The following is a 20138-nucleotide window of genomic DNA, read 5'->3' as shown; positions in this document are numbered from 1 at the left end:
GAGATGCCCTTGTTGTCTTAAAAGTACAATTTTAAGTCCAAAAAGTTCCTGATCTTTTGTTCTGTCTTTGACCATTATTAAGTCATATCAGCAATCACAACGAACAAAAATAAGACAGGTATACGATCATGAAAACACAAGTGGCAATCATCGGTGCTGGACCATCTGGTTTATTACTAGGACAACTACTAGCAAAACAAGGCATCGATAACATCATCATTGAACGAGTCAGTGGCGATTACGTATTAGGGCGCATACGTGCGGGTGTCTTGGAGCAAGGCATGGTGGACCTGCTGCGTGAAGCCGGTGTGTCGGAACGTATGGACGCCGAAGGTGAAGTGCATACTGGTGTCGAGCTGGCGTTTAACGATAAGCGAGTTCGCATCGCGTTAGATGAACTCACTGGCGGCGATACCGTAATGGTATATGGTCAAACAGAAGTCACTCGTGATCTGATGGCGGCACGTGAAGCGGCAGGCTTGACCACAGTATACGAAGCCTCTGATGTCGAGCTACATGATGTGAAGACCGAGTCACCGTATGTCACCTTTAACAAAAATGGCGAGAGTATTCGCTTAGAGTGTGACTACATCGCGGGCTGTGATGGTTTCCACGGCGTCTCTCGTAAAACCATTCCTGATGAAGTGAAAACCGAGCATGAGCGCGTTTACCCATTTGGTTGGTTAGGGCTGCTGTCCGATACTAAGCCTGCTCATGACGAATTGATCTACTGTAAAACGGACCGTGGTTTTGCACTTGCCAGCATGCGCTCGCCAACCCGTTCTCGTTATTACATCCAAGTGCCTTTGACGGACAAAGTGGAAAACTGGAGCGATGAAGCGTTCTGGGAAGAGTTAAAACGTCGTTTGCCAGCGGACGTAGCCGCTACGATGGAAACCGGTCCTAGTATTGAAAAAAGCATTGCTCCTTTGCGTTCGTTTGTCTGTGAACCAATGCAGTATGGGCACCTATTCTTAGTCGGTGATGCGGCCCATATCGTACCGCCTACCGGTGCCAAAGGCTTGAACTTAGCGGCATCCGATGTGGCAACGTTATATAAGATTTTGACTCGTGTTTACCAAGACGGTGACAAAGAGTGCATCACCCAGTATTCACAAGTGTGTCTGCGTCGCGTCTGGCATGGTGAACGCTTCTCATGGTGGATGACTAATATGATGCATGACTTTGGTCAGGTAGAAGTCAATGGCACGGATTCCCAAACCTTCTCCCGCTTTATGGAATCTGAACTAAACTTCTACACGGAAAATGAGTCGGGTCGAAGAGTGATTGCCCAGCAATACGTAGGGTTGCCTTACGAAGAGATTAAGTAACACATCGTTTCCGAGACCGAACAAAAGGCCCTTTCTTTAAAAGAAATGGCCTTTGTTTTTTTAAAAGAGCTTTTAAAACAGACACTTAATATTCACTTTTTTGTTGAGTTATGCAGAGACCGATAGTCTGTATCCTTTTTTTTCAATGACTAAGTAGATTAATTAATTATCATTAGTAGACCCTGATTGATAAGTTTATTGCTCTCATGATGAAAACTAAAATACAGCAATAACAAATAACTCGGAGCGTCATTATGAAAACAATAATAAAACAGACTGCCGTGGCAGCCATTGCAACCACCGCATTAATGCAAGCAAACGTTCAAGCAGCGGACTACACGTTGCGTTTTGCACACTTCTTCCCAGCCGTGGCGGGGCAGCAAAAAGACATTTTTGACAAGTGGGCAGAAGCGATTGAAACGCAATCTAATGGTCGAATTGAGGTGGAAATGTACCCATCTTCAACATTGGCTAAGCCACCTGCATTATACGATGCGGCCAAAAACCGTATCGCGGATGTAGTGGTAACGGTACAAGGTTACACCGCTAACCGCTTCCCACTGACTCAAGTGGTTGAACTTCCAGGTATTGTGAACAGTGCCGCACAAGGTTCTTGTATCCTACAAAGCATCTATGACGAAGGTTTCCTAGATAAAGAGTACCGTGAGACGAAACCTCTATTCCTATTTACTCACGGACCAGGTGGTATCCACACCACTGAAAAAGAAATTAACTCTCCAGAAGATTTAGAAGGGCTGCGTATTCGTCGTCCAACATCTGTAGTGGCTAAGATCCTTGAAGGCCTAGGTGCGCAGCCAGTTGGTATGCCAGCGCCGGACGCTTATCAGTCTACGCAGCGTGGTGTAATCGATGGTGTGTCGCTTCCTTGGGAAGGCCAATACACGTTCCGACTAAACGAACTGACACCGCACCATACCGAAGTCGGTGGTTTGTACACCTTGTCGTTTGTCGCGACCATGAACAAATCTTTCTACAACAAACTTCCAGCAGACCTGAAGAAAGTCATCGATGACAATACTGGTATGGATTGGGCGAAAACAGCTGCAGCATTGTTTGATCGATTGGACGCTGAAGGTCGTAAGCAAGCCCTTGAAATGGGTCACAAAATTAACGTGATCGAAGGCGGCGCTGAAAACCCTCGTTGGAAACCTGTTCTGTATCAAGCAACGGAAGATTACTTGAACGAATTGGAAAAGAAACGTCTACCAGCACACAAAGTCTATGCCCGTGCAGTAGAGCTTAGCCAATCAACATGTCAGTAAGCTGACAAGGGTGACGCCAGCGGTGTCACCTGCTTTCAATGGCCTAGTATCATTGAAGTACCCTAGGCTGTTGCTTTGATCGGAGTTAATTATGAAATCACTTTCTCGTGTATTAGGTAGAATTACCCTATTAATGCACTGGATTGGTGGCGTCTTCTTGATTGGTATGATGTTTTCTACCTTGCTAGACGTTATCACGCGAGGGTTATTTTCCCTCACGGATGGAGCCTTAGATTGGACCTTTATCGGTGGCGTAGAGCTGGTGAAATACTGCCTACTGTTCACAGTCCTATTCATTTTACCGCACTCAGTGAGCCGCTCTCAGGTGATTGTTGACCTGTTCACGGACCATTTTAGTGACCGCAAAAAGAACTTATTTGAAGCCTTCTACCTGCTTTGTTTCGCTTTTCTTGGCGGTGCAATGAGCTATAGCTTCTTCCATCTTATTGGTGAAGCTGCGATGAGCTATGAAACCACGCAAGACTTACTCATTCCGATGACGTATTTCTATTCCGTAGCAACCTTTGCCACAGCAATGTTATGCATTTCTGCTGCCATGGGTGCCATTGAGCTTATTTTCAATAGGAAGCAATCAGCATGAGTACCACCGCAATCGGCTTAACTTGCATCGCCATCATGTTGGTGATGATCGCCTTTCGTGCCCCGATCGCCCTAAGCATGGCGGCCATGGGCTTTATCGGCTTTGGCTCCATCGTCGCATTCGACCCTGCGATTTCGATCTTGGGCACAGGGCCATTTGAAACTTTATCAAACTACAGCTTTAGTCCCGTTCCCATGTTCATCTTGATGGGGGTATTTGCTTCCAAAGCAGGTATGTCTCAAGAACTGTTCACCGGTGCTCGGACATTGTTTGGTAGTTGGCGTGGTGGTATGGGCCTTGCGGCCGTGACCTCATGTGGCATATTCTCGGCTATCTCTGGCTCATCGATGGCGACAGCGGCGAGTATGTCCCGTGTGGCGTTACCAGAGATGGAGAAAAATGGTTACGCGCCGACCTTAGCAACAGGCACCTTAGCGGCAGGTGGCACATTGGGGATCATGATCCCGCCTTCCATTGCCTTACTACTTTATGCACTGATTACCGAGCAATCGGTCGGTGATATGTTTATTGCGGGCGTTATCCCAGGTCTACTTGGGTTGGTACTCTACGGGGTAACGGTCGCAGTTTTAGTTATTGTCTACCCTAATATTGCGCAACCAGGGGAAGCGACAACACTCAAGCAAAAACTCGTTGGTTTGAAAGGCCTAGTGCCGTTCACAGGCGTGTTCTTATTCATTATCGGTGGTATCTACTCTGGTTGGTTTACACCAACAGAAGCGGCAGCTGTGGGTGCGGCAGCGACATGGTTGATCGCCACCGTACGTGGCATGAACTTCGAGAAGTTCTTAGAAGCCATCCAGGAAACATTAGTGATGTCTGCCATGATCTTCTTCATGATCATCGGTGCAGAAATCTTTGGCTACTTCCTATCGGTTTCGCGTATTTCCTTCACTCTAGTTGAATGGGTGGATGCTCTGCAACTGACGCCATACATGGTGCTGTTCTGCATCCTGATACTGTTTGTCTTGCTTGGCTGTGTCATGGATAGTATTGCCATGCTACTGCTTACCGTGCCAGTGGTATATCCATTGGTAGAAGCCGCAGGCTTCGACCCAATCTGGTTTGGTATCATTGCCGTGATTACCGTAGAACTGGGCTTGATAACCCCACCAGTGGGCATGAACGTATTCGTGATCAAATCCGTAGCACCGCATATTTCCATCGGTGCAATGTACAAAGGGGTATTGCCTTTCGTGGTATCGGACTTGGTACGCTTAGCGCTGATTATCGCCTTCCCAGTGTTAGCGGTGGGACTGCTATAGCAAAGGTCAATAACGTGTCGAATGACAAAAGCGCTGTGGTGAAAGCCCCAGCGCTTTTTGCTTTAAAGACGCTCTGTTGAAATCAGGACTGCTTAAAAAGTTTTCAACAGAGGAGGAAAATCAGAGAACGTGCCGTGAACTGTGAATAACTAGCAGGCTTTTCAACAGCTCTATCCTCTAACAGCTACTTATTCATAAACTGCTGCAAAAACAGCAAACCGATCATCCCCATACAAGCGAGATAAATCACCATCCAACGCATCTTTAAACAATAGGGGCAAGGTTTACGCTTCTTCTTCGACATACGCTTCCTACTCAGACCGACAACGTCTCAACATTTATCATCCCAACGATGTTAACAACTTGCACCACCCGATACCATCTCCCGCACCTGCAACCCCAGCCCTTGTAGGACTGCGCTGCGCGCGGGAACAACCTAGCATCCTCAGCAATAACCAGAGTAAACCCCAGCCCTTTTGGGTAAAGGAGCTTCCATGTAATTCAATAAAATTAAAAAGCGCACGAATCAAACGCATGGAAGCTCTATCAAGCTGAACGTTAAAAGGTGTAGTTCATTTGTACGACCCGATTGCATCGGGGAGAGATCGCGCAACCTAGGTGGCAACCATTATTAACCCCAACCCTTGTAGGACTGCGCTGTGCGCGGGAGCAGCCTCGCATCCTAGGTAGCAACCAGAGTTAATCCCAGCCCTTGTGGGTAAAAGGAGCTTCCATGTAATTCAATAAAATTAAAAAGTGTGCGAATCAAACACATGGAAGCCCTATCAAGCTGAACGTTTAAAGGAGCGGTTCATTTGTACGACCCGATTGCATCGGGGAGAGATCTTGCATCCTAGGCAGCAAAAAGCTTCGCCTGATTGCTGCGGGTTGGAGCTTCCATGCAATCCAATAAAATTAAAAAGCGCGCGAATCAAGCACATCAAATCTATGTCATGTCATAAGCCATTGGAAACATCTTAGTAATGGCTTACTCTTTAACTATTGCTGTCACGGATGACGGAAAGCCTCACCTTCCATCCTTCCCTGATATGCGCGGTTATTCGACAAAACGAGCATGCTCGTTTGTCTCTATAACAAGAGGATTGTCCTGAATGGTTTTCTTTTATAAGTCATTTAGTTAGCTTCAATTGTGAAGAGTAACCTAGACAGAATAACGAGCACGCACGGTTTATTGTATAAACGCGCATGCGCACTATTAAAATGTTATACGAAATGGAGTAATGCTTGAACGAAATACCGATATCAACACAATGGACATTGGATGCTGTAGGTGAGATTGGTCGCTCTTCAGTGAATTCAGTCTATATGATTGTTTGCCATGCCACTGGTTCAAAGGGGTCTGGTTTTTTGTTGGATAACGGTCTTATTGTAACCAATGAGCACGTCGTAAGAGATTGCGTAGAAAGCCAAATAATTGCGGTATCTGCTTTTGGAGAACAAATTAGGATTTCCCAATTTTGGATAGACGCTGATCGCGATTTGGCGATTTTAAGGCCATCTATCGCGCAGTCTGGGGGATTGGCCATCGCTAGGGATGTTAGCCTCAATGTCGGTGAATCCGTGACAACTTGGGGCTACCCACTTGGATATAATGGGCCAGCGCCATTGCTATCTGTTGGTTATTTGGCGGGTTTTGTCTCTCACAAAACGACCAACGGAATAAAAAAACATCTGATAGTTAATGGTGCATTTAACTCAGGAAATTCTGGTGGTGCCCTATTCAGGGCTTCAGACAATAAAATTATTGGCATTGTCGTAAGCAAGCATGCCCCTATTAGCCATTATCACCAATCCGCAATCGATGCTTTGGCACAAAATAGTAGCGGAGTAATGTTTAATGCGACTGGCAGCAACGGTGAAACAAAAAGCTTCGTCGAATCACAAATAGTAGCAGAGCTGCTCGTGCACATGCGGAGTTTAACTCAAGTCATGATTGGTGAGGCAGTTTCTGCTGAAGAGCTAATTTCTATGTTAGATGAAATTGATCTGACTCCACCTGAAAATTTACCGAGAAACGCCCCTTGTCACTGTGGTAGTGGTAGGAGGTTTAAAGAGTGCCACGGAAAAATCGTATAACAAGCGCATGTTGTCGGACAGGTTTTCCGCTGCGCTCCAAACCAGCCGCAAATGCGGGCGTTATGTTTTTAGGAGAAGTTTGTGAGTCACATTGAAGGAAAAAGTAAAAATGAGATTTTAGAAGATCTCGTCAGAGTTGCTCAGCCAAATAGTGCGGTTCATGAACAGCTAAAATCTGCAATAACTGTTAGGTGCACAGAAGACATTCAATCCTCAATTCAGTCTCTAGAAACTCAGTTGGCTAAAAATGCAGAGTCATCTGATAAAGTGGGCAATAGAATTTTTTGGTTAAATGTAGTTCTGGCAATTGCAACGCTAGTCGGAGCCGCTGCTACTGTTGTCATTGCAGTAAAAACATAACAAGTAACTAAAGCGAGACAAATAAAGCTTGGCTTTGTCACTGCGTTCCTAATTTTAGCCAAGCTAATTTTTTGCCACTTAGCTTTGGGCGTCATGTGAATATGAGGTTCCAGTGAACAAGGTAGTCAAAGAACGCTTCGATAAATATCCGGAAAATGCTCGTATTAGGCTAGAGGAGCTACGAAATCTAGTCTTTCAAATCGCATCTGATTTGGAGCTGGGTGAAGTCGATGAAACTCTAAAGTGGGGTGAACCTAGCTATAGTGTAAAAACAGGTAGCCCGCTAAGAATAGACTGGAAGCTGAAATCTCCTAACAATTATTACCTGTTCTTTAATTGCCAAACTAAGTTAGTCGATACATTTCGAGAATTGTATGGTGAAGAATTGGTGTTTCAGGGAAATAGAGCAATAGTTCTGTCCTTATCGAAAGCGTTACCAGAAACAGCAATCAAGTCCTGTTTAGAGTTAGCTTTAACCTATCAACAGCGTAAAAATTTGCCTCTTTTGGGCGCGTGAAAAAATTCACATAACAAAGCGTTCAAGAGGGACTCCCAACGCTCGGCATTTTGGGTTTGATTCAGCTTGAGTGATTACGGCACAATGGTTTAGGTTGGTTGGTCTGCGTTGCTCACCCCTTAACGCGGCGTTAGGCGTAAGAAAGGATCGAGGAAATGGGCAATAACGGATCAAAACTGAAAAGGGCGCGGCAGCCCATGCCCGCGTTTGTCGAGAAGGCATTGCGGAGTTCCAGTCTGCTCGCTGATTATCGTTCGCGTCCCGAGTACCAGCAGAACGATTACCTCGGATGGATCAATCAAGCAAAAAAACAAGAAACAAAAGAGAAGCGTTTGCAGCAAATGCTGGAGGAGCTCGAGAAAGGTGGCGTCTATATGAAAATGTCGCATCCAGCATCTGCTAAGCAATGAGCAGAACAGCGCTGCATAGAGCTCAGAACAGGGAGGTGCCGGCTGGGGTTCATGGTGTCGCCTCAGCTGAGCAGTTGCTTTTGGCTTATGGTGGTTTCGGCCAAGGCGGTCAAGTCGCTCGCCTGCGGCTCACTCGGACGTTCAGCACTACGCGTCTGCTCGGGCATGGCTTTGCCATTATTGCCCGATCAGCCCCTCCATGCTGAACGCCGCTTACCTGGGCGTTAGTTGTCACCAGAGATTAGACTATGGAAGACATCATCGATTTTGAAAATCTAAAAAACCTTGCAAAGAAGGCAATACGAAGCTCTGTCGAAGCTTTAAATAAAGCGCATTCACCTGAGAGAATGTGCGCATATGCACTTTGTACTGACGATGGAGTAATGACAATTTTTCATGTCGCTTGTACAGATGAATGGCTTTCTGACAAAGGTTCGCTTGAAGACTACCAATTCCCAACTGAATGGGAATACTCTGACGGAGAGTCTTGCTTCAATGAAGTCTATGACCTTCTTATGGAGCGCTGTGATAAGCAGTATGATGAAGAATATGAAGATAAGTTTGAAGAAATAGTCGAGCAATCGTTCAATTCTTTAACAGCAGCACTTCTTGAGCTAAAAAATGAAGGTTTCTTTAATGAATCTACTTATTTAACAATCCAAAGTACCGATCCCAGCGAGACAATGATGAATCGTGCTGCCAAATCGATACTTAAGCTGAATTCAAAAAACGTTGCAAATAAATGGGCAGCTTGGGCAAATGAATACAACTAACAAAGCAAGCCAAAATCGCGCCTTCAGCGCTGGACTCGCTAACGCTCGCCTTTGCTTGCGGCGTTAGCCATTTATAAGGATATAGAAATGACAATACTTCGGATAAGTCGTGACAGCGGCTTTGCGGATAGAACCAGAGACTACACAGTCATTGCCAATGGCAGCACCTTGGGAAAGATAGGGAACGGAGAAACCAAAGATTTTAAAATTGATGCAAATGAGCAAGAAATCTATTTAAGTGTAGATTGGTACCGTTCAAATAAACTCACTGTCGTTCCCTCAGAGGGTGGGATGATTCACCTTACAGCCGAATCATCATTGCGTGGTTTTAAATTGTTTTTGGCACTTGCATACATAGCGTTAATGCCAACCAAGTACATAAGGTTGTCTCAGGCTCATGGCTAACAAAACGCTGTTGCCGCTCACTTCGTTCGCTGGGACGCAAACACGCAGGGCCGCTTCGCTATTATGCCCTACGTGCCTGCGCCCCAAAGCTTAGCGTTAACTCTTATGAATGAAATCGAGATCGCCCCATTTGACGGGATAGGTAATATTAAGCTTGGAATGACGCAAGAAGCTGTTAGGGCTGCGATTGAAAGTCCCGCAGATAGTATCCCTGCACACACAAACGCGGGAATTAAATTTTCAGAAAGCGATTACTTTCTAGAAAGTGCAATACAAGTCACGTATGAACCGGAAACGGGTCTAGTTGATTGGATCGGCATTAACAACAATGCACCATTCAATTTAAACTTTAAGGGGCTAAACCTATTTAAATCTGAAGTATCGAAAGTTGTCGCCCACACTGAAAAATATCGGGCTCTTGATACTGAGGATGCAGAGCTGGGGTATTCCTACTGCTTTCCTAAGCTAGGCATTTGTTTCTGGCGGTCTTCAAAAACTGATGATCATTATCAATGAGCTTGATGACGCCGAAGATGATGAAGAAAGACGATATATGCTAGAAGACATTGAAAAATCAAGGTACTTTCAGCAAATATCGGTTTTTATAGAAGGGTATTGGGATGAATAGAGTTAACAAGGCAAACCAGAGGACTTCGCAAACTGTCACGTATTTTGTACCAAAATGCCCGCCAGTTCGATACGCGCGCTGTTTAGGCGTTATGTGTATTTCATCAGCAGGCCCAGGAGGGGATTCTGATGACTGACTATTCCGGCTCTTGCCTGTGTGGCACCGTGAGTTTTGAGGTAAAGGGTGACTTCGATAGCTTTTACCTGTGCCATTGTCAGCACTGCCAAAAAGATACGGGTTCGGCTCATGCAGCAAATCTATTCTCACAGTCAGCTAAATTGGTCTGGCGTTCAGGTTCAGACAATGTGACGTCCTTTACGCTTCCAGGCACTCGTCATAACAAAAGCTTTTGTAAGTTGTGTGGCTCCGCATTACCAAGCACTCAAATTGCAGGTTTGCTCGTTGTTCCCGCAGGGTGCTTGGACACTGAAATATCTATGGCACCAACAGCGCACATCTTTTCATCCAGCAAAGCTGCTTGGGATGGGGAGTCAGGGGAAGTGCCAGAGTTCGAGGGACTGCCAGATTGAGCTACCATCACATAACAAGGCCAGGCACGGCGACGCCTACTACATTGCGGCTTCGCCTCCATTCCGCAGCCGCGCATGCTGGCTGGCGTTAGCCCTTAAGAGAGGAAAGCTCAATGACTGAGTCATGGCATAAAACTGAAACAGATTTAGATGCTGATGAATATGCTGTTGATTTCTGGTCTCGCCATAGAGATGAACTCCAAAAAGGTGAATTTTGGGCTGATCGTATAAAGAAGTTAAGAGACGATCCTGAAAAACGTTTAGCGTTAGCTATTGAAAACCTGCCTTTGCCTGCGTCCTTTAGAGAAGCTGCAATTGCCACGAGAGCTTTGATTAGAGACAAGCGCAAGCAAAAAATTGAATATGAAGAAGAACTGGCTCTTTTGTATTGGCTTGCGGCAATCAATTCATTCTCCATTCCATATTCAGATGTATTGAAAGAGCCAGGTTACAATGTAGTTGAATCTGTTCCGGGGAAGAAGTTGAAAGGTCTTCCGTTTTCATACAAAACTCTTGGGTACAGCAAATTGGAATTGCTAAACAAAACCGATGTAAAGTGGCTTTGTGAACTTTGGGGAGAGCCAGAGGTGCATACAACATTACACGAAATGCACAATGATGTTTGGCGAGAGTACGAAGGTAAACTTAAAGCCAAAAGAACGAGACGAGATGAAGAGTTTATTAAAAGCATTAACGAGCTTTCCTCTTCTCCTGCGGCATTGCCTAATTCTTTAAACGAATCAAAAGGCAGCTCCAAAAGAAAATGGCTTTTTGCGGTAGTAGTAATAGTCTTAATACTGGCCGTTGTATATGGAGGCTAACAAGCGCATGTTGTCGGACTGGTTTTCCGCTGCGCTCCAAACCAGCCGCAAATACGAGCGTTAAGTGCCGCGATTACTTCGCGAACAAGGACTGAGATATGGATATACAACATATACCTAGAACGTTTTGGCACGCTCTAAGTATTGCCGTTCTGGTCGTTTCCGCTGGGCTGACATACATTGCTTATCGTTCGAGCACCGTCTCTATAGAGCTGGCAAATGCGAAAATCAATCTATCCTCAGAGGTAGCTTCTTCGACCATTGCTTTGAGGTCCGCTCTTGAAGAGGCGAAAGATGCTAAAGCTGACGCTGAGAAAAAATACGATGAATTGCTTAGGCAACACGAGCGGTTACAAGAACGTTTAAAGCAGCTCAGGTCGACGGCTGATGCAGAAGAATCTGTCAAGTCATCATTTGAAAGATTGATAGAAAAATGCCCAGATTGTATGGATTTACAGCCACTACCTAAATCACTTCCACTGACAAATTTCGATCAAAATATTGATAAAGCTCAGCTGTCACTGGAAAGGCTGGAAACACTTAACAAGCAAATCCAGCCGATGCAGTAAACTGCACGGCTCATTTAAACGTTAAATTCGTGAGTTCAAGGGAGTGGACGTGCACAAATATGTTATCGATATCTCAGCGCTTTTAGTTGCAGTAATAGCTCTAGGCTTCTCTATTTGGCAGGGTCGAACTCAAATTGAGCACAACCATATAACTGTGGAGCCGAGAATTAATTCATACTTTTCCAGTAATGCAAAAGAAGAGCAATGGGGTATTTACCTGATAAATAATGGGATGGGAACCGCTTTTGTCTCTGAGCTTACAGTATTGGTCGATGGGGTCGAAGTTCCTGATCATGAGTGGGGTAAGTTCTTTTCTGCACTTAGAGTCTTAAATTTAAACATACTATGCTTTACTGCCGGAGGGCCGAGGAAAAACGATTCCTTTCAAGTAGGCGAAGAGATATTGCTAATAGAGGCCTCCGAAGAGACACCAATCACTCCAGGAACCTGTCCAGCAGAGAGACTCCGATTAATGGAATATCAAGAGGACAGACTGGACTACATACTAAAGATAGAATCTATATATGGAGACGAATTCGAATACCGATACTCCAAAAATGAACAAATGAAAATTTAACAAGTCAATGTTGCCGGACAATTTTTCCGCCGCTTCGCGGCTCCAAAATTGCCGCAAATTTCAGCGTTAGGCGTAAAAAATTATGCGATACGATACATATTCCCTAAAGAAATTGTTAAGCGCCCTTACTGACCAGTTTGATGGTGTTAGCGAAGTGTATTTATTTGGCTCTCGGCTTCACAGAACAAGAAGTACGCGGTCAGATGTAGATTTGTTGATAACAGTTAGCGACTCAGTAATAGCTGAGGATGTGAGAGATCTAGCCCTTCGGGAATGTCCAGCATTAGACTTTTTCTTAATTGAAGGTGGTGTTGCCACTAGTTGTGCAAACGGCAGTAAAGTGCGGGCTAGCAATAAAAAATCTTTAATTAAGAGTCTTGGTGCTAAAAAAATCTGGGATAAATCGGCTGGCTTTTTACCAGTAGATATTGACTGGGATTTTGACGTTGTCAAAGGAATGAACCCAATGATGACTACACTCATTTCAGCCGTTCCGTTTCCGTCAAAAGCTGAGGCGGTATCAGAAGGTGCTGCGATTGAAAGCACTATAAATGAATCTATGTGGCCAAGAGCAAAAGACCATCCTATTTGGGTTTTAGCTGTGGCGGTTTGTGCAGCCGCTGCTATAACTTTTAAAGTAACTTATGAGCTGCGTATTGTGCCTCTTGAAAAAGAGATAGAAAGGTTGAAAGTCACTTTGACATCAGAACACAATAATATCCCAGAAAATGCGCCTAACAAATCAAAACAGCAAAGCCCTTCGGGCGGGACGCGCTGACGCGCGCCCCTGTTTGAAGAGTTAGGCTGTATAAGAGAACAATATGAAAATATTAGCTGTTTCGGGCAGCTCACGCGAAGCATCCACAAATACAGCTTTGCTGAAAGCCATGAAAAATCTTGCCCCCGAAGGCGTCGAGTTGGTGGTTATTCATAATCTAAGTTCACTACCTGTTTTTTCGCCAGATTTTGAAGGAGAGTCAACACCACTTGCAGTGAACAAATTCCTAAAATCAGTCTCTGAAAGTGATGGGATCATAATTTCAAGCCCTGAATATGTTCGTGCCATCCCCGGCGGTCTCAAAAATGCAATTGACTGGATGGTTTCTCGCTTTGAAATAATAGGTAAACCCATCACTTTGGTACATGCATCCCACCGAGGTGATGACATGCTGACTTCTCTTAGGCTTGTCCTTTCGACAGTAAGTAACAATTTTCTTGAACATCTGTTTTTGCGTATTCCTCTCATCGGAAAGTCGCCGAATGAAGTTAAAGCATTGCTGACTCTGTCAGAGCATGATTCCAACATTCGATCATTCTTACTTAATTTTTCAAATGAAATTCAGCGATGCAACGAGGATAAACCTAACAATCCATTGCACCGGACAAGCCGCTGAGCGCTGCATTAGCAACCAACAGGTAATACATGTCATATACAATCGAAGACTATAAGCACCGATATGCGTCCTAGGCTGCCAGCAGAGCATCAAGTGTCTGTTACAAGGAAAAACAGGAATGAATTCTTTTGTGCCTGCTAACCAGACGAAAACCACTGATTCACAAAAAAACACCATGACCCCAATCTTAAAATCCAAAATCATTGAAGTCTGCGACAAGAAAATCGCTACCAAAGGCGAGGGCGTTGGCGTTTCGTTCTATGCATTCTTCAAAAATAAAAACGACGATCCTGAGTTACTGATGGAGGCTGCGGAGTGGTGGATTAGAACACATCAGCTGGAGCATTTTGAGAAGGTGGTGAAGGTTAAGGCGTTAGCGCATTCGAGTTAAAAGCCGTTCCCGCGCGCAGCGCGGTCGTACAAGCCCATCTACTTTTCATAAAAATACTTACCATCATCTAGCTTTTCTCCATTTTTTATTTTGTACATTAAAGCTATACATCTCATTCTATAGTAGATACACCCTTTATAATGGCGAGTGCTGATAATGAAAAATGAAAAAATTGACAACACTGAGGCAATACCCAGTATTACATAATCAGTGTGATCAATATTTTTTTCATAAATAGTGCCTGCTATAGATAGAGCTAGAGAGATAAAACATAACCCTTGAAGAAAATATGCATATATATATTTTCCCTGAGATATTTTAAAATTTACTAACGTAAAGATAGCTACGGAGAAAAGCAAAAGTGCGACTGTAGCTTTAGGCGAGATATCAAAGGCGGATGCAAAAACAGATACGCTCAATGCCATATGAACCATACTAAATATAGTGACAGCCATAAATGGTAAAAATAGTCTCCAAGGCGGAAATGGTGATAAAAAATCTCTATCTTTCACTCGTCAATCTCCTCCCAAATACCAACAGCAATATTTCCTATTGTTCCTGATAATGCACTTCCAGCAAACGATAATGATGCACCTACAGCATCTTTGACTTGTAGTGCATAGGTATTACGAATACCTGATGAGGTATAGCGTTTAGGATATTGGCCATTTCTAATCATACGTTTTAGGACATGATTGCTAACGCCAGGATTATTAACTCGAATCACTTCTAACGTAAGGCGTCATTTTTCCGCTCTCGATAGGCCTTTTAGAATATCAGCATAGCTTCGACCTGTACTCGCTTTGAAGAGTTTGACCGATTTAATGGCTGATGCAAAAGCTGCTCCAGCACCAGCGATGGAGATAATATCCAGCGCACTAGACACATTCTGATACCACTCTAGTGAATCTAGCTCATCCAAATGAGCTCCATTTCCTTGATATTCTTCTTTGCTTCGGTATAAACCAGTAGCGCATTGGGCTGTACTAGCTAGTGCAGCTCCTAATGATAGATAGGTTATAGCAGAGGAAGCTCCTCCTGAAACAGGAATGGCGGCAGCAGAGCTAAAAATAACAATCCAACCTAGAGCCGCAGCACCACAACTCAATACAGCCCCAGCAACTTCTTTAACTAGTTTATTCTCCCTTGGATTTTCCTGGTTTTGTCTTAAATATGAGGCAAATTGATCTGCGTTAAACGCCGTTGGGGGCTCTCGTAAGACAATATAAACAGGATCACGTAGACAGATACGCTCAAATGGGCGTAACTCAACAATATTAAATTCCGAATCTATGAAGCGAACGCCAGCTCCAGTCAAGGCAGGTATACTGTCTATTCCCTGATAGAGTTTTTTTAGGTTGATTGATTGCTCAATACGGTCTTTAAAACGCTTTTGTTGGACGGGGCTAAGTAATAAATCCATTAGGTCTTCCTTGATACAATAAGAAGTAATAACTTTGCTTAGTTGAGTAATTGAACTGCTTAACCCCCAGATAATAATAGATATATTTTTCTAAGTGTTTCAGGTTAATGTAAATAAATAAGGAAGAATATTGCACTCTATCATTCTTGTAACTGCCAATACCAATGCAAAGATGCCCCACTAACGCGCATTCAAAATTGCCTTACATTCCACCCCCGTTATTCTTGGTTGGTCGTTGGGCGTCTACAGGGACGACTATTCTCTTCTTTTATGGCGATATTTTTAGTGCAAACCAAAAACTATGAAAGTCAAGATGAAGGAGAGTGGCTTCTAGTTTTTAAAATGAATTAACCGTATAAAGCGCTTAAAGATAATCCTGAAGTCATTGAAGAAAATTGCTTACAAAGGTGGGTGTTGTTGGCATTTCGCTCTACACGAGCGCATTCGAGCTGAAAGCCGTTCCCGCGCGCAGCGCGGTCGAACAAGCGGCTTTATCATTACAACCCCTCAAACAACACCCACAAAAATCCGATTACGCTTCCCCAATCGGATTTTTATTGAAACCTTCAATCAGTCACGTTTACTGAGATGTTTCAGTGACTTGCCTGTAAAGCATCAACGCCTTGTCTAAACTAATCAATTGAACTATTGTTTGTACGTTATTTTGTACTATTTGAGGTTTGCTATGAATCGTATTCGTTTCGATCAGGATATTCAGCCGTTGTCTGAATTTCGCGCAGGGGTTGCTTCTTACATCAAACAGATCAATGAGACTCGTCGTCCACTGGTTATTACGCAGCATGGTAAAGGGGTTGCTGTGGTTCTGGATGTTGCAGAGTACGAAGCAATGCAAGAGAAGATCGAGTTGCTTGAAGAAATGCGCACGGCCGAAGCTCAGTTGGCTTCTGGTCTTGGGGTTTCCAATCAAGATGCACGCGCCCAGGTTCTGGGGCGGATTAAGAAGTGAAGGTAGTTTGGTCTCCGTTAGCACTTGAAAAGCTCAGCGATATCGCTGAGTTTATTTCTTTGGATAATCCATCAGCGGCGGAAAAGTGGGTCAACGAGGTTTTTGATAAAACGGAGTTGCTTGGAAGTATGCCTGAAATGGGGCGACTGGTTCCTGAAATGCCTCATACGAACTATCGTGAAATCCTCTTTGGTCACTACCGAATTATCTATAGCTTAAGCCATGAAGTTCGTGTGCTAACCGTGCGTAATTGCCGCCAAATGTTGTCAGAAGATGATGTGAATAATTAGTCTCCGACAAAAATTACTAGCAGTCGGTAAACAGCTAACCACCATCCCCGTTCCCGCGTGCAGCGCGGTCGTACAAGGAACACAGTAACATCGATGCCTCTGGCCTGCTAGACCGCTTCCCCGAACGGAGTCGGGTCGTACAACCCTCAACAAACACCCACAAAAAAATCCGATTGAGTCGTCTCAATCGGATTTTTTTATTAAACCTAAGAACGGTAGCGATTACTGAGCAGTTTCAGTTGCTTGCTGTTGTTGCTGTAGGTTTTCTAGGTACAGTGCATCGAAGTTGATCGGTGCAAGCATCACTGGGTTGAAGCTGCCTTTAGCGATCACAGAGTCGATTGCTTCACGAGCGTATGGGAACAATGTGCCTGGGCAGAATGCACCCAGTGCGTGGTGAAGTTGACGCTCTTCAAAACCAGCGATGGTGAATAGGCCACCTTGTAGAACTTGAACTAGGTAAGCTGGCTCGTCGTTGTTTTTAACATTTACAGTGATGTCTAGAACCACTTCGTATAGGTTCTCACCAACTTGACGGCTTTTGGTGTTTAGCTCAAGGCCTACTTCAGGCTTCCACTCTTCTTGGAAGATAAGAGGAGAACGTGGCGATTCGAAAGACACGTCTTTTAGGAAGATACGTTGAATTTGTAGTTGTGGTTGAGCTTGGTTGTTTTCTTCAGCCATGATAGTTCCTTGGTGTTTTAGTTAGAGGCAAGCAAAGCGTCAAGCTCGCCTGCACTTTCGAGCGCATATAGGTCGTCGCAACCACCCACATGACGGTCTCCAATCCAGATTTGCGGTACTGTGTGACGGCCGCTTTTTTCCTTCATTTCTTGGCGTAAAGCGTGGTTGCCGTCAACATTAATCTCGTCGAAGTCCGCTTGCTTATTTTGCAACAACCGCTTTGCATGGGTGCAAAATGGGCAGTAATTACTTGAATAAATGGTTACATTCGCCATTGCGGACCCCTTAAATTATTTTTTAACCAGTGGTAGACCAGCGTTTTGCCATTCTGTGATGCCGCCTTGCAGCTTGTACACATCATAGCCTGACTTGATCAGCTCTTTTGCACTTGAACCCGCTGTCATACCAGTTTTGCAAACTAAGATAATGGGGGACGATTTGTGTTTTTCTAGGGTGCTAGCAGAATCTTTTAACTTCGCAGAAGGGATGTTGATAGATCCTGTTAGGTGACCAGTGCGGAATTCATTCGCTGGGCGAATGTCCACAACCACTGCGTCTTTGTCGTTGATCAAGTTTGTTGCTGCTGCGCTGGTCAGGCCACGTGCGCCGCCGCGAGTTTCAACGAAGATCAGTGTGGCAGCAATGGCAACAAATACTGCGACCATTTCCCAATGGTTAATAGAAAATTCAATTAGTTGATTCATCATGTGTATTTAAGCCTATAAAATAACTGCGAAGCATTATACACGGTGCGAGATTAGGGTACATACTTACGTTTTATCTATAGCTGGAAGTGCCTCGCCTACAATGAAATACGGCCCTTTAAAGGGCCGTATAAAACACTCTGTAGTCACGCTAGAAAGCGCTTATTTAGTGTTAGTTGAGTCGAAGATTTTATCTGCGTTGCCTTCGATAAAGCTGTCAAACAATGTGCCATCAGCTTGTTTATGACGTAAGGCGAATTCATAGAAACAGCTTGGGATCGTGCGTGTTTCACCGCCAGCAAAGGTCACGTCAATTTTATCTGCCATAGTGGAAGACTGCTGTAGGTAAAGCTCTGGAGAGCCTTTGATTAGACCGCCAGTGCTGTTTAATGTGTAGCCTTCATCTTGCAGCAGTTGGTTAACGGCTTCGATGGTTGGGAATTTCTTCAGGTGGTTGATGCTGACAGTGAAGTGGTTGGCTTGCATACCCATGGTGCTTAACCAAGCAGCGTATTCGCTGTGTTCCACAAGTGTTAGGTAGTCTTCTAGTGAAGGCACGTCCCATAGACGTTTTTTCCAAAAAACAGCCGGATCAGAGGCCGCGTCTTCTGGGATTTGCGCAACCAGTTTAGCAATAATGTCTTGGCATTCTTCTGGTAGCTCTTCGGTCAGTAGCTCGGATAAGAAGATTTTTGGCGCATCTACTTCGGATGTGTGTTTGTAGCAACGGGCCTTAAGGTGCTTGGATTCAAAGCGGAACGCACCGTAGGCTTCGTAACCCATTTCTTCAAAGATTGGTTGTAGCTTTTCCAAAGACACCGGTGAGTGAGCAAATGTACGGAAGGCGATGTGGTCGTTGATCACTTCTTCGCCGTGGCTTTTGAATAGTGCTTGAATGCGCTCAGCTTGTGGGGCGATGTCGGTGTAAGTGTCCCAAAGTGATGCGAAAAATTGATTAACTTGCATGAGGCTCTCCTGTTTTTATAAGTTTGGCGATTGACCGATAACGCCACTTTAGGCCGCCATTTGCTTCCGTGCAAAAGGTAAAAAAGCATTTTGTCATACTTAAAATTCATGCATTAAGTTTGATTAATGCTTTTTACTCAAGCTTAACTCACTACAAATGGCTGCTCAGTAATTGTTGCTTCACGCTTAAGATCGTATTGATCAAATGAGCTGGGAAGCTGGTTTGCTTAGAGTGCGCGATACCAACCACGCGTTTTAGCGTTACGTCATTGATCGGTCGGATGACCACGTCTTTACGCTCACGCAGAGAGTGTTCTGGAATTAAGGAGATCCCCAATCCAGCCGCCACTAAGTCGAGGGCGTATTCCTCTGTTTTGACCTGCGCCCGCACGTCCATGACGACGCCTTGCTTTTGCATCAGATAATTCCAAGATTCTTGGATGTCGCAGGGCTTACGAGAAATAAACGCCAGTTTGTCGATTTGTTTAATCGAAAGAGAAGGAAACTCTGCTAGCCAGTGGTCGTTGTTCATGGCGATGACATAGTTGTCTTCCCAAAGGGGATAAAACACGTCGTCTTCGCTGGTGTAGCTGTTACAAGTAAAACGTAGGTCTGCCTGTTCCGATTCGTCCACTAGGTTGAATGTGAGACCAGGGATTTCATCCAGTAGGGTTTTCAATACTTGTGATACGAGGGCTCCGGATAAAAATGGCGCGAGTGAAATGGACAGCTCCAATGGCGCACTGGAATCGGAGAACATGCTTCTTAGGGCATTCATATCATTGACCATTTTACATGCCTGAGGATACAGCTGCGCGCCACTGTCGGTGGCGGTAACGCCTTTGGAGTGGCGCACAAATAACTGCGTGCCAAGGTCGTCTTCGAGTTGCGCTAGGGTGGCAGAAATGGAGGGTTGTGCAACAAAACAACGCTTTGCCGCGCCGCTTAGGCTGCGTTCTTCGAATACGGCAATGAAGTAGCGCAAGGAGCGAATGTCCATGAATAATCACCTTGGAAGTCTATGTTTTTGTTAGTATGGGTTTGGTTATAGGAAAAAGCTAGACCTAAGGTATAAAATCAATATTTCTCATCGATAGGTCATGAGAGTACTGTGAATCTCATTGAAATGAAAAA

At 44.6% G+C, this 20138-nt stretch carries 28 protein-coding genes; 20 read left to right on the top strand and 8 right to left on the bottom strand.

The genetic code is table 11. From position 1 onward, the window contains the following. The first annotated feature begins 128 nt into the window (after nt 1–128). The 18 genes from pobA (at nt 129) to ACXAC1_RS04630 (ending at nt 13970) form a co-directional block, all read left to right on the top strand. Nucleotides 129–1331: a 4-hydroxybenzoate 3-monooxygenase gene (pobA, locus tag ACXAC1_RS04715; RefSeq protein ID WP_475059375.1), complete on the top strand. Its 1203-nt coding sequence runs from the start codon at nt 129–131 to the stop codon at nt 1329–1331. Nucleotides 1332–1585: 254 nt separating this feature from the next. Next, nucleotides 1586–2614 (top strand): TRAP transporter substrate-binding protein, encoded by a 1029-nt coding sequence (locus ACXAC1_RS04710; RefSeq protein ID WP_475059372.1) that lies wholly within the window; start codon nt 1586–1588, stop codon nt 2612–2614. 91 nt (nt 2615–2705) lie between these two features. Beyond that, complete coding sequence (locus ACXAC1_RS04705; protein ID WP_475059369.1) at nt 2706–3215, top strand: TRAP transporter small permease; 510 nt, start codon at nt 2706–2708, stop codon at nt 3213–3215. Then, nucleotides 3212–4498, top strand: a complete 1287-nt coding sequence (locus ACXAC1_RS04700; protein ID WP_133561980.1) for a TRAP transporter large permease — start codon at nt 3212–3214, stop codon at nt 4496–4498. Before ACXAC1_RS04705 ends, ACXAC1_RS04700 begins: the two co-directional genes overlap by 4 nt. Nucleotides 4499–5743: 1245 nt before the next feature. Then, a complete protein-coding gene (locus ACXAC1_RS04695) occupies nt 5744–6595 on the top strand; it encodes a trypsin-like peptidase domain-containing protein (protein ID WP_475059366.1) in 852 nt (283 codons plus the stop codon). An 81-nt stretch (nt 6596–6676) separates the two neighbouring features. Then, nucleotides 6677–6955 carry a hypothetical protein gene (locus tag ACXAC1_RS04690; protein WP_475059363.1) on the top strand — a complete coding sequence of 93 codons (279 nt, stop codon included), beginning with the start codon at nt 6677–6679 and terminating at the stop codon, nt 6953–6955. Between the two features lie 112 nt (nt 6956–7067). Further along, entirely contained in the window at nt 7068–7472 is a 405-nt protein-coding gene (locus ACXAC1_RS04685) for a DUF1801 domain-containing protein (protein WP_475059361.1), read from the top strand. A gap of 155 nt (nt 7473–7627) precedes the next feature. Beyond that, on the top strand, nt 7628–7882 hold the full coding sequence (locus ACXAC1_RS04680) for a YdeI/OmpD-associated family protein (protein WP_475059359.1): 255 nt from the start codon (nt 7628–7630) through the stop codon (nt 7880–7882). 248 nt (nt 7883–8130) lie between these two features. After that, on the top strand, nt 8131–8655 hold the full coding sequence (locus ACXAC1_RS04675) for a DUF4303 domain-containing protein (protein WP_475059356.1): 525 nt from the start codon (nt 8131–8133) through the stop codon (nt 8653–8655). An 87-nt stretch (nt 8656–8742) separates the two neighbouring features. Continuing rightward, entirely contained in the window at nt 8743–9060 is a 318-nt protein-coding gene (locus tag ACXAC1_RS04670) for a hypothetical protein (protein WP_475059354.1), read from the top strand. A 105-nt stretch (nt 9061–9165) separates the two neighbouring features. After that, a complete protein-coding gene (locus tag ACXAC1_RS04665; protein WP_475059352.1) occupies nt 9166–9576 on the top strand; it encodes a hypothetical protein in 411 nt (136 codons plus the stop codon). 240 nt (nt 9577–9816) lie between these two features. Continuing rightward, nucleotides 9817–10218: a GFA family protein gene (locus ACXAC1_RS04660; RefSeq protein WP_475059349.1), complete on the top strand. Its 402-nt coding sequence runs from the start codon at nt 9817–9819 to the stop codon at nt 10216–10218. 113 nt (nt 10219–10331) lie between these two features. Continuing rightward, nucleotides 10332–11039, top strand: coding sequence for a hypothetical protein (locus ACXAC1_RS04655; RefSeq protein WP_475059347.1), 708 nt, complete (start codon nt 10332–10334; stop codon nt 11037–11039). Between the two features lie 98 nt (nt 11040–11137). Continuing rightward, entirely contained in the window at nt 11138–11608 is a 471-nt protein-coding gene (locus tag ACXAC1_RS04650; RefSeq protein ID WP_475059345.1) for a hypothetical protein, read from the top strand. A 49-nt stretch (nt 11609–11657) separates the two neighbouring features. Next, nucleotides 11658–12185 (top strand): hypothetical protein, encoded by a 528-nt coding sequence (locus ACXAC1_RS04645; RefSeq protein WP_475059343.1) that lies wholly within the window; start codon nt 11658–11660, stop codon nt 12183–12185. Between the two features lie 82 nt (nt 12186–12267). After that, nucleotides 12268–12963: a nucleotidyltransferase domain-containing protein gene (locus tag ACXAC1_RS04640; RefSeq protein WP_475059340.1), complete on the top strand. Its 696-nt coding sequence runs from the start codon at nt 12268–12270 to the stop codon at nt 12961–12963. Between the two features lie 43 nt (nt 12964–13006). Then, the gene (locus ACXAC1_RS04635; protein ID WP_475059337.1) at nt 13007–13579 is read left to right on the top strand and encodes an NADPH-dependent FMN reductase; all 573 of its coding nucleotides are present in this window, start codon (nt 13007–13009) and stop codon (nt 13577–13579) included. 118 nt (nt 13580–13697) lie between these two features. After that, nucleotides 13698–13970 carry a DUF6500 family protein gene (locus ACXAC1_RS04630; protein ID WP_475059334.1) on the top strand — a complete coding sequence of 91 codons (273 nt, stop codon included), beginning with the start codon at nt 13698–13700 and terminating at the stop codon, nt 13968–13970. Nucleotides 13971–14008: 38 nt separating this feature from the next. Here the strand turns inward: ACXAC1_RS04630 and ACXAC1_RS04625 are convergent, their stop codons facing one another. Genes ACXAC1_RS04625 through ACXAC1_RS04615 form a run of 3 tightly spaced genes read right to left on the bottom strand, consistent with a single transcriptional unit; the run spans nt 14009 to nt 15393 of the window. After that, on the bottom strand, nt 14009–14482 hold the full coding sequence (locus tag ACXAC1_RS04625; protein ID WP_475059331.1) for a hypothetical protein: 474 nt from the start codon (nt 14480–14482) through the stop codon (nt 14009–14011). Beyond that, the gene (locus tag ACXAC1_RS04620; protein ID WP_475059329.1) at nt 14479–14697 is read right to left on the bottom strand and encodes a hypothetical protein; all 219 of its coding nucleotides are present in this window, start codon (nt 14695–14697) and stop codon (nt 14479–14481) included. Before ACXAC1_RS04620 ends, ACXAC1_RS04625 begins: the two co-directional genes overlap by 4 nt. Before the next feature lie 15 nt (nt 14698–14712). Beyond that, nucleotides 14713–15393, bottom strand: a complete 681-nt coding sequence (locus ACXAC1_RS04615; protein WP_475059327.1) for a hypothetical protein — start codon at nt 15391–15393, stop codon at nt 14713–14715. 685 nt (nt 15394–16078) lie between these two features. Here ACXAC1_RS04615 and ACXAC1_RS04610 point away from each other — a divergent pair. After that, complete coding sequence (locus tag ACXAC1_RS04610; protein ID WP_475059325.1) at nt 16079–16360, top strand: type II toxin-antitoxin system Phd/YefM family antitoxin; 282 nt, start codon at nt 16079–16081, stop codon at nt 16358–16360. Further along, nucleotides 16357–16650, top strand: a complete 294-nt coding sequence (locus ACXAC1_RS04605) for a type II toxin-antitoxin system RelE/ParE family toxin (protein WP_475059322.1) — start codon at nt 16357–16359, stop codon at nt 16648–16650. The genes ACXAC1_RS04610 and ACXAC1_RS04605 overlap by 4 nt, the downstream gene beginning before the upstream one ends. Before the next feature lie 222 nt (nt 16651–16872). On the opposite strand, the gene secB is transcribed toward ACXAC1_RS04605, so the two are convergent. The 5 genes from secB to ACXAC1_RS04580 form a co-directional block, all read right to left on the bottom strand. Next, nucleotides 16873–17334, bottom strand: coding sequence for a protein-export chaperone SecB (gene secB / locus ACXAC1_RS04600; protein WP_475059320.1), 462 nt, complete (start codon nt 17332–17334; stop codon nt 16873–16875). Nucleotides 17335–17351: 17 nt separating this feature from the next. Further along, entirely contained in the window at nt 17352–17609 is a 258-nt protein-coding gene (gene grxC / locus ACXAC1_RS04595; protein WP_475059318.1) for a glutaredoxin 3, read from the bottom strand. 15 nt (nt 17610–17624) lie between these two features. Then, the gene (locus ACXAC1_RS04590; RefSeq protein ID WP_133561993.1) at nt 17625–18041 is read right to left on the bottom strand and encodes a rhodanese-like domain-containing protein; all 417 of its coding nucleotides are present in this window, start codon (nt 18039–18041) and stop codon (nt 17625–17627) included. A 159-nt stretch (nt 18042–18200) separates the two neighbouring features. Further along, on the bottom strand, nt 18201–19004 hold the full coding sequence (locus ACXAC1_RS04585; protein WP_475059316.1) for a 2-oxoadipate dioxygenase/decarboxylase family protein: 804 nt from the start codon (nt 19002–19004) through the stop codon (nt 18201–18203). 151 nt (nt 19005–19155) lie between these two features. Beyond that, nucleotides 19156–20004, bottom strand: a complete 849-nt coding sequence (locus ACXAC1_RS04580) for a LysR family transcriptional regulator (protein WP_475059314.1) — start codon at nt 20002–20004, stop codon at nt 19156–19158. Nucleotides 20005–20138 lie beyond the last annotated feature (134 nt).

It is taken from the genome of Marinomonas sp. AWM4_232, assembly GCF_056158325.1.
The sequence above is the reverse complement of the archived record's forward strand: the minus strand, read 5'-3'. Positions and strand labels throughout refer to the sequence as shown.

Bases quoted from the DNA above. Each gene is read 5' to 3' on its own strand.
- pobA (WP_475059375.1), top strand. From the start codon at position 129: ATGAAAACACAAGTGGCAATCATCGGTGCTGGACCATCTGGTTTATTA.
- ACXAC1_RS04710 (WP_475059372.1), top strand. From the start codon at position 1,586: ATGAAAACAATAATAAAACAGACTGCCGTGGCAGCCATTGCAACCACC.
- ACXAC1_RS04705 (WP_475059369.1), top strand. From the start codon at position 2,706: ATGAAATCACTTTCTCGTGTATTAGGTAGAATTACCCTATTAATGCAC.
- ACXAC1_RS04700 (WP_133561980.1), top strand. From the start codon at position 3,212: ATGAGTACCACCGCAATCGGCTTAACTTGCATCGCCATCATGTTGGTG.
- ACXAC1_RS04680 (WP_475059359.1), top strand. From the start codon at position 7,628: ATGGGCAATAACGGATCAAAACTGAAAAGGGCGCGGCAGCCCATGCCC.
- ACXAC1_RS04675 (WP_475059356.1), top strand. From the start codon at position 8,131: ATGGAAGACATCATCGATTTTGAAAATCTAAAAAACCTTGCAAAGAAG.
- ACXAC1_RS04670 (WP_475059354.1), top strand. From the start codon at position 8,743: ATGACAATACTTCGGATAAGTCGTGACAGCGGCTTTGCGGATAGAACC.
- ACXAC1_RS04665 (WP_475059352.1), top strand. From the start codon at position 9,166: ATGAATGAAATCGAGATCGCCCCATTTGACGGGATAGGTAATATTAAG.
- ACXAC1_RS04660 (WP_475059349.1), top strand. From the start codon at position 9,817: ATGACTGACTATTCCGGCTCTTGCCTGTGTGGCACCGTGAGTTTTGAG.
- ACXAC1_RS04655 (WP_475059347.1), top strand. From the start codon at position 10,332: ATGACTGAGTCATGGCATAAAACTGAAACAGATTTAGATGCTGATGAA.
- ACXAC1_RS04650 (WP_475059345.1), top strand. From the start codon at position 11,138: ATGGATATACAACATATACCTAGAACGTTTTGGCACGCTCTAAGTATT.
- ACXAC1_RS04640 (WP_475059340.1), top strand. From the start codon at position 12,268: ATGCGATACGATACATATTCCCTAAAGAAATTGTTAAGCGCCCTTACT.
- ACXAC1_RS04635 (WP_475059337.1), top strand. From the start codon at position 13,007: ATGAAAATATTAGCTGTTTCGGGCAGCTCACGCGAAGCATCCACAAAT.
- ACXAC1_RS04630 (WP_475059334.1), top strand. From the start codon at position 13,698: ATGAATTCTTTTGTGCCTGCTAACCAGACGAAAACCACTGATTCACAA.
- ACXAC1_RS04615 (WP_475059327.1), bottom strand. From the start codon at position 15,393: ATGGATTTATTACTTAGCCCCGTCCAACAAAAGCGTTTTAAAGACCGT.
- ACXAC1_RS04610 (WP_475059325.1), top strand. From the start codon at position 16,079: ATGAATCGTATTCGTTTCGATCAGGATATTCAGCCGTTGTCTGAATTT.
- secB (WP_475059320.1), bottom strand. From the start codon at position 17,334: ATGGCTGAAGAAAACAACCAAGCTCAACCACAACTACAAATTCAACGT.
- grxC (WP_475059318.1), bottom strand. From the start codon at position 17,609: ATGGCGAATGTAACCATTTATTCAAGTAATTACTGCCCATTTTGCACC.
- ACXAC1_RS04590 (WP_133561993.1), bottom strand. From the start codon at position 18,041: ATGATGAATCAACTAATTGAATTTTCTATTAACCATTGGGAAATGGTC.
- ACXAC1_RS04585 (WP_475059316.1), bottom strand. From the start codon at position 19,004: ATGCAAGTTAATCAATTTTTCGCATCACTTTGGGACACTTACACCGAC.
- ACXAC1_RS04580 (WP_475059314.1), bottom strand. From the start codon at position 20,004: ATGGACATTCGCTCCTTGCGCTACTTCATTGCCGTATTCGAAGAACGC.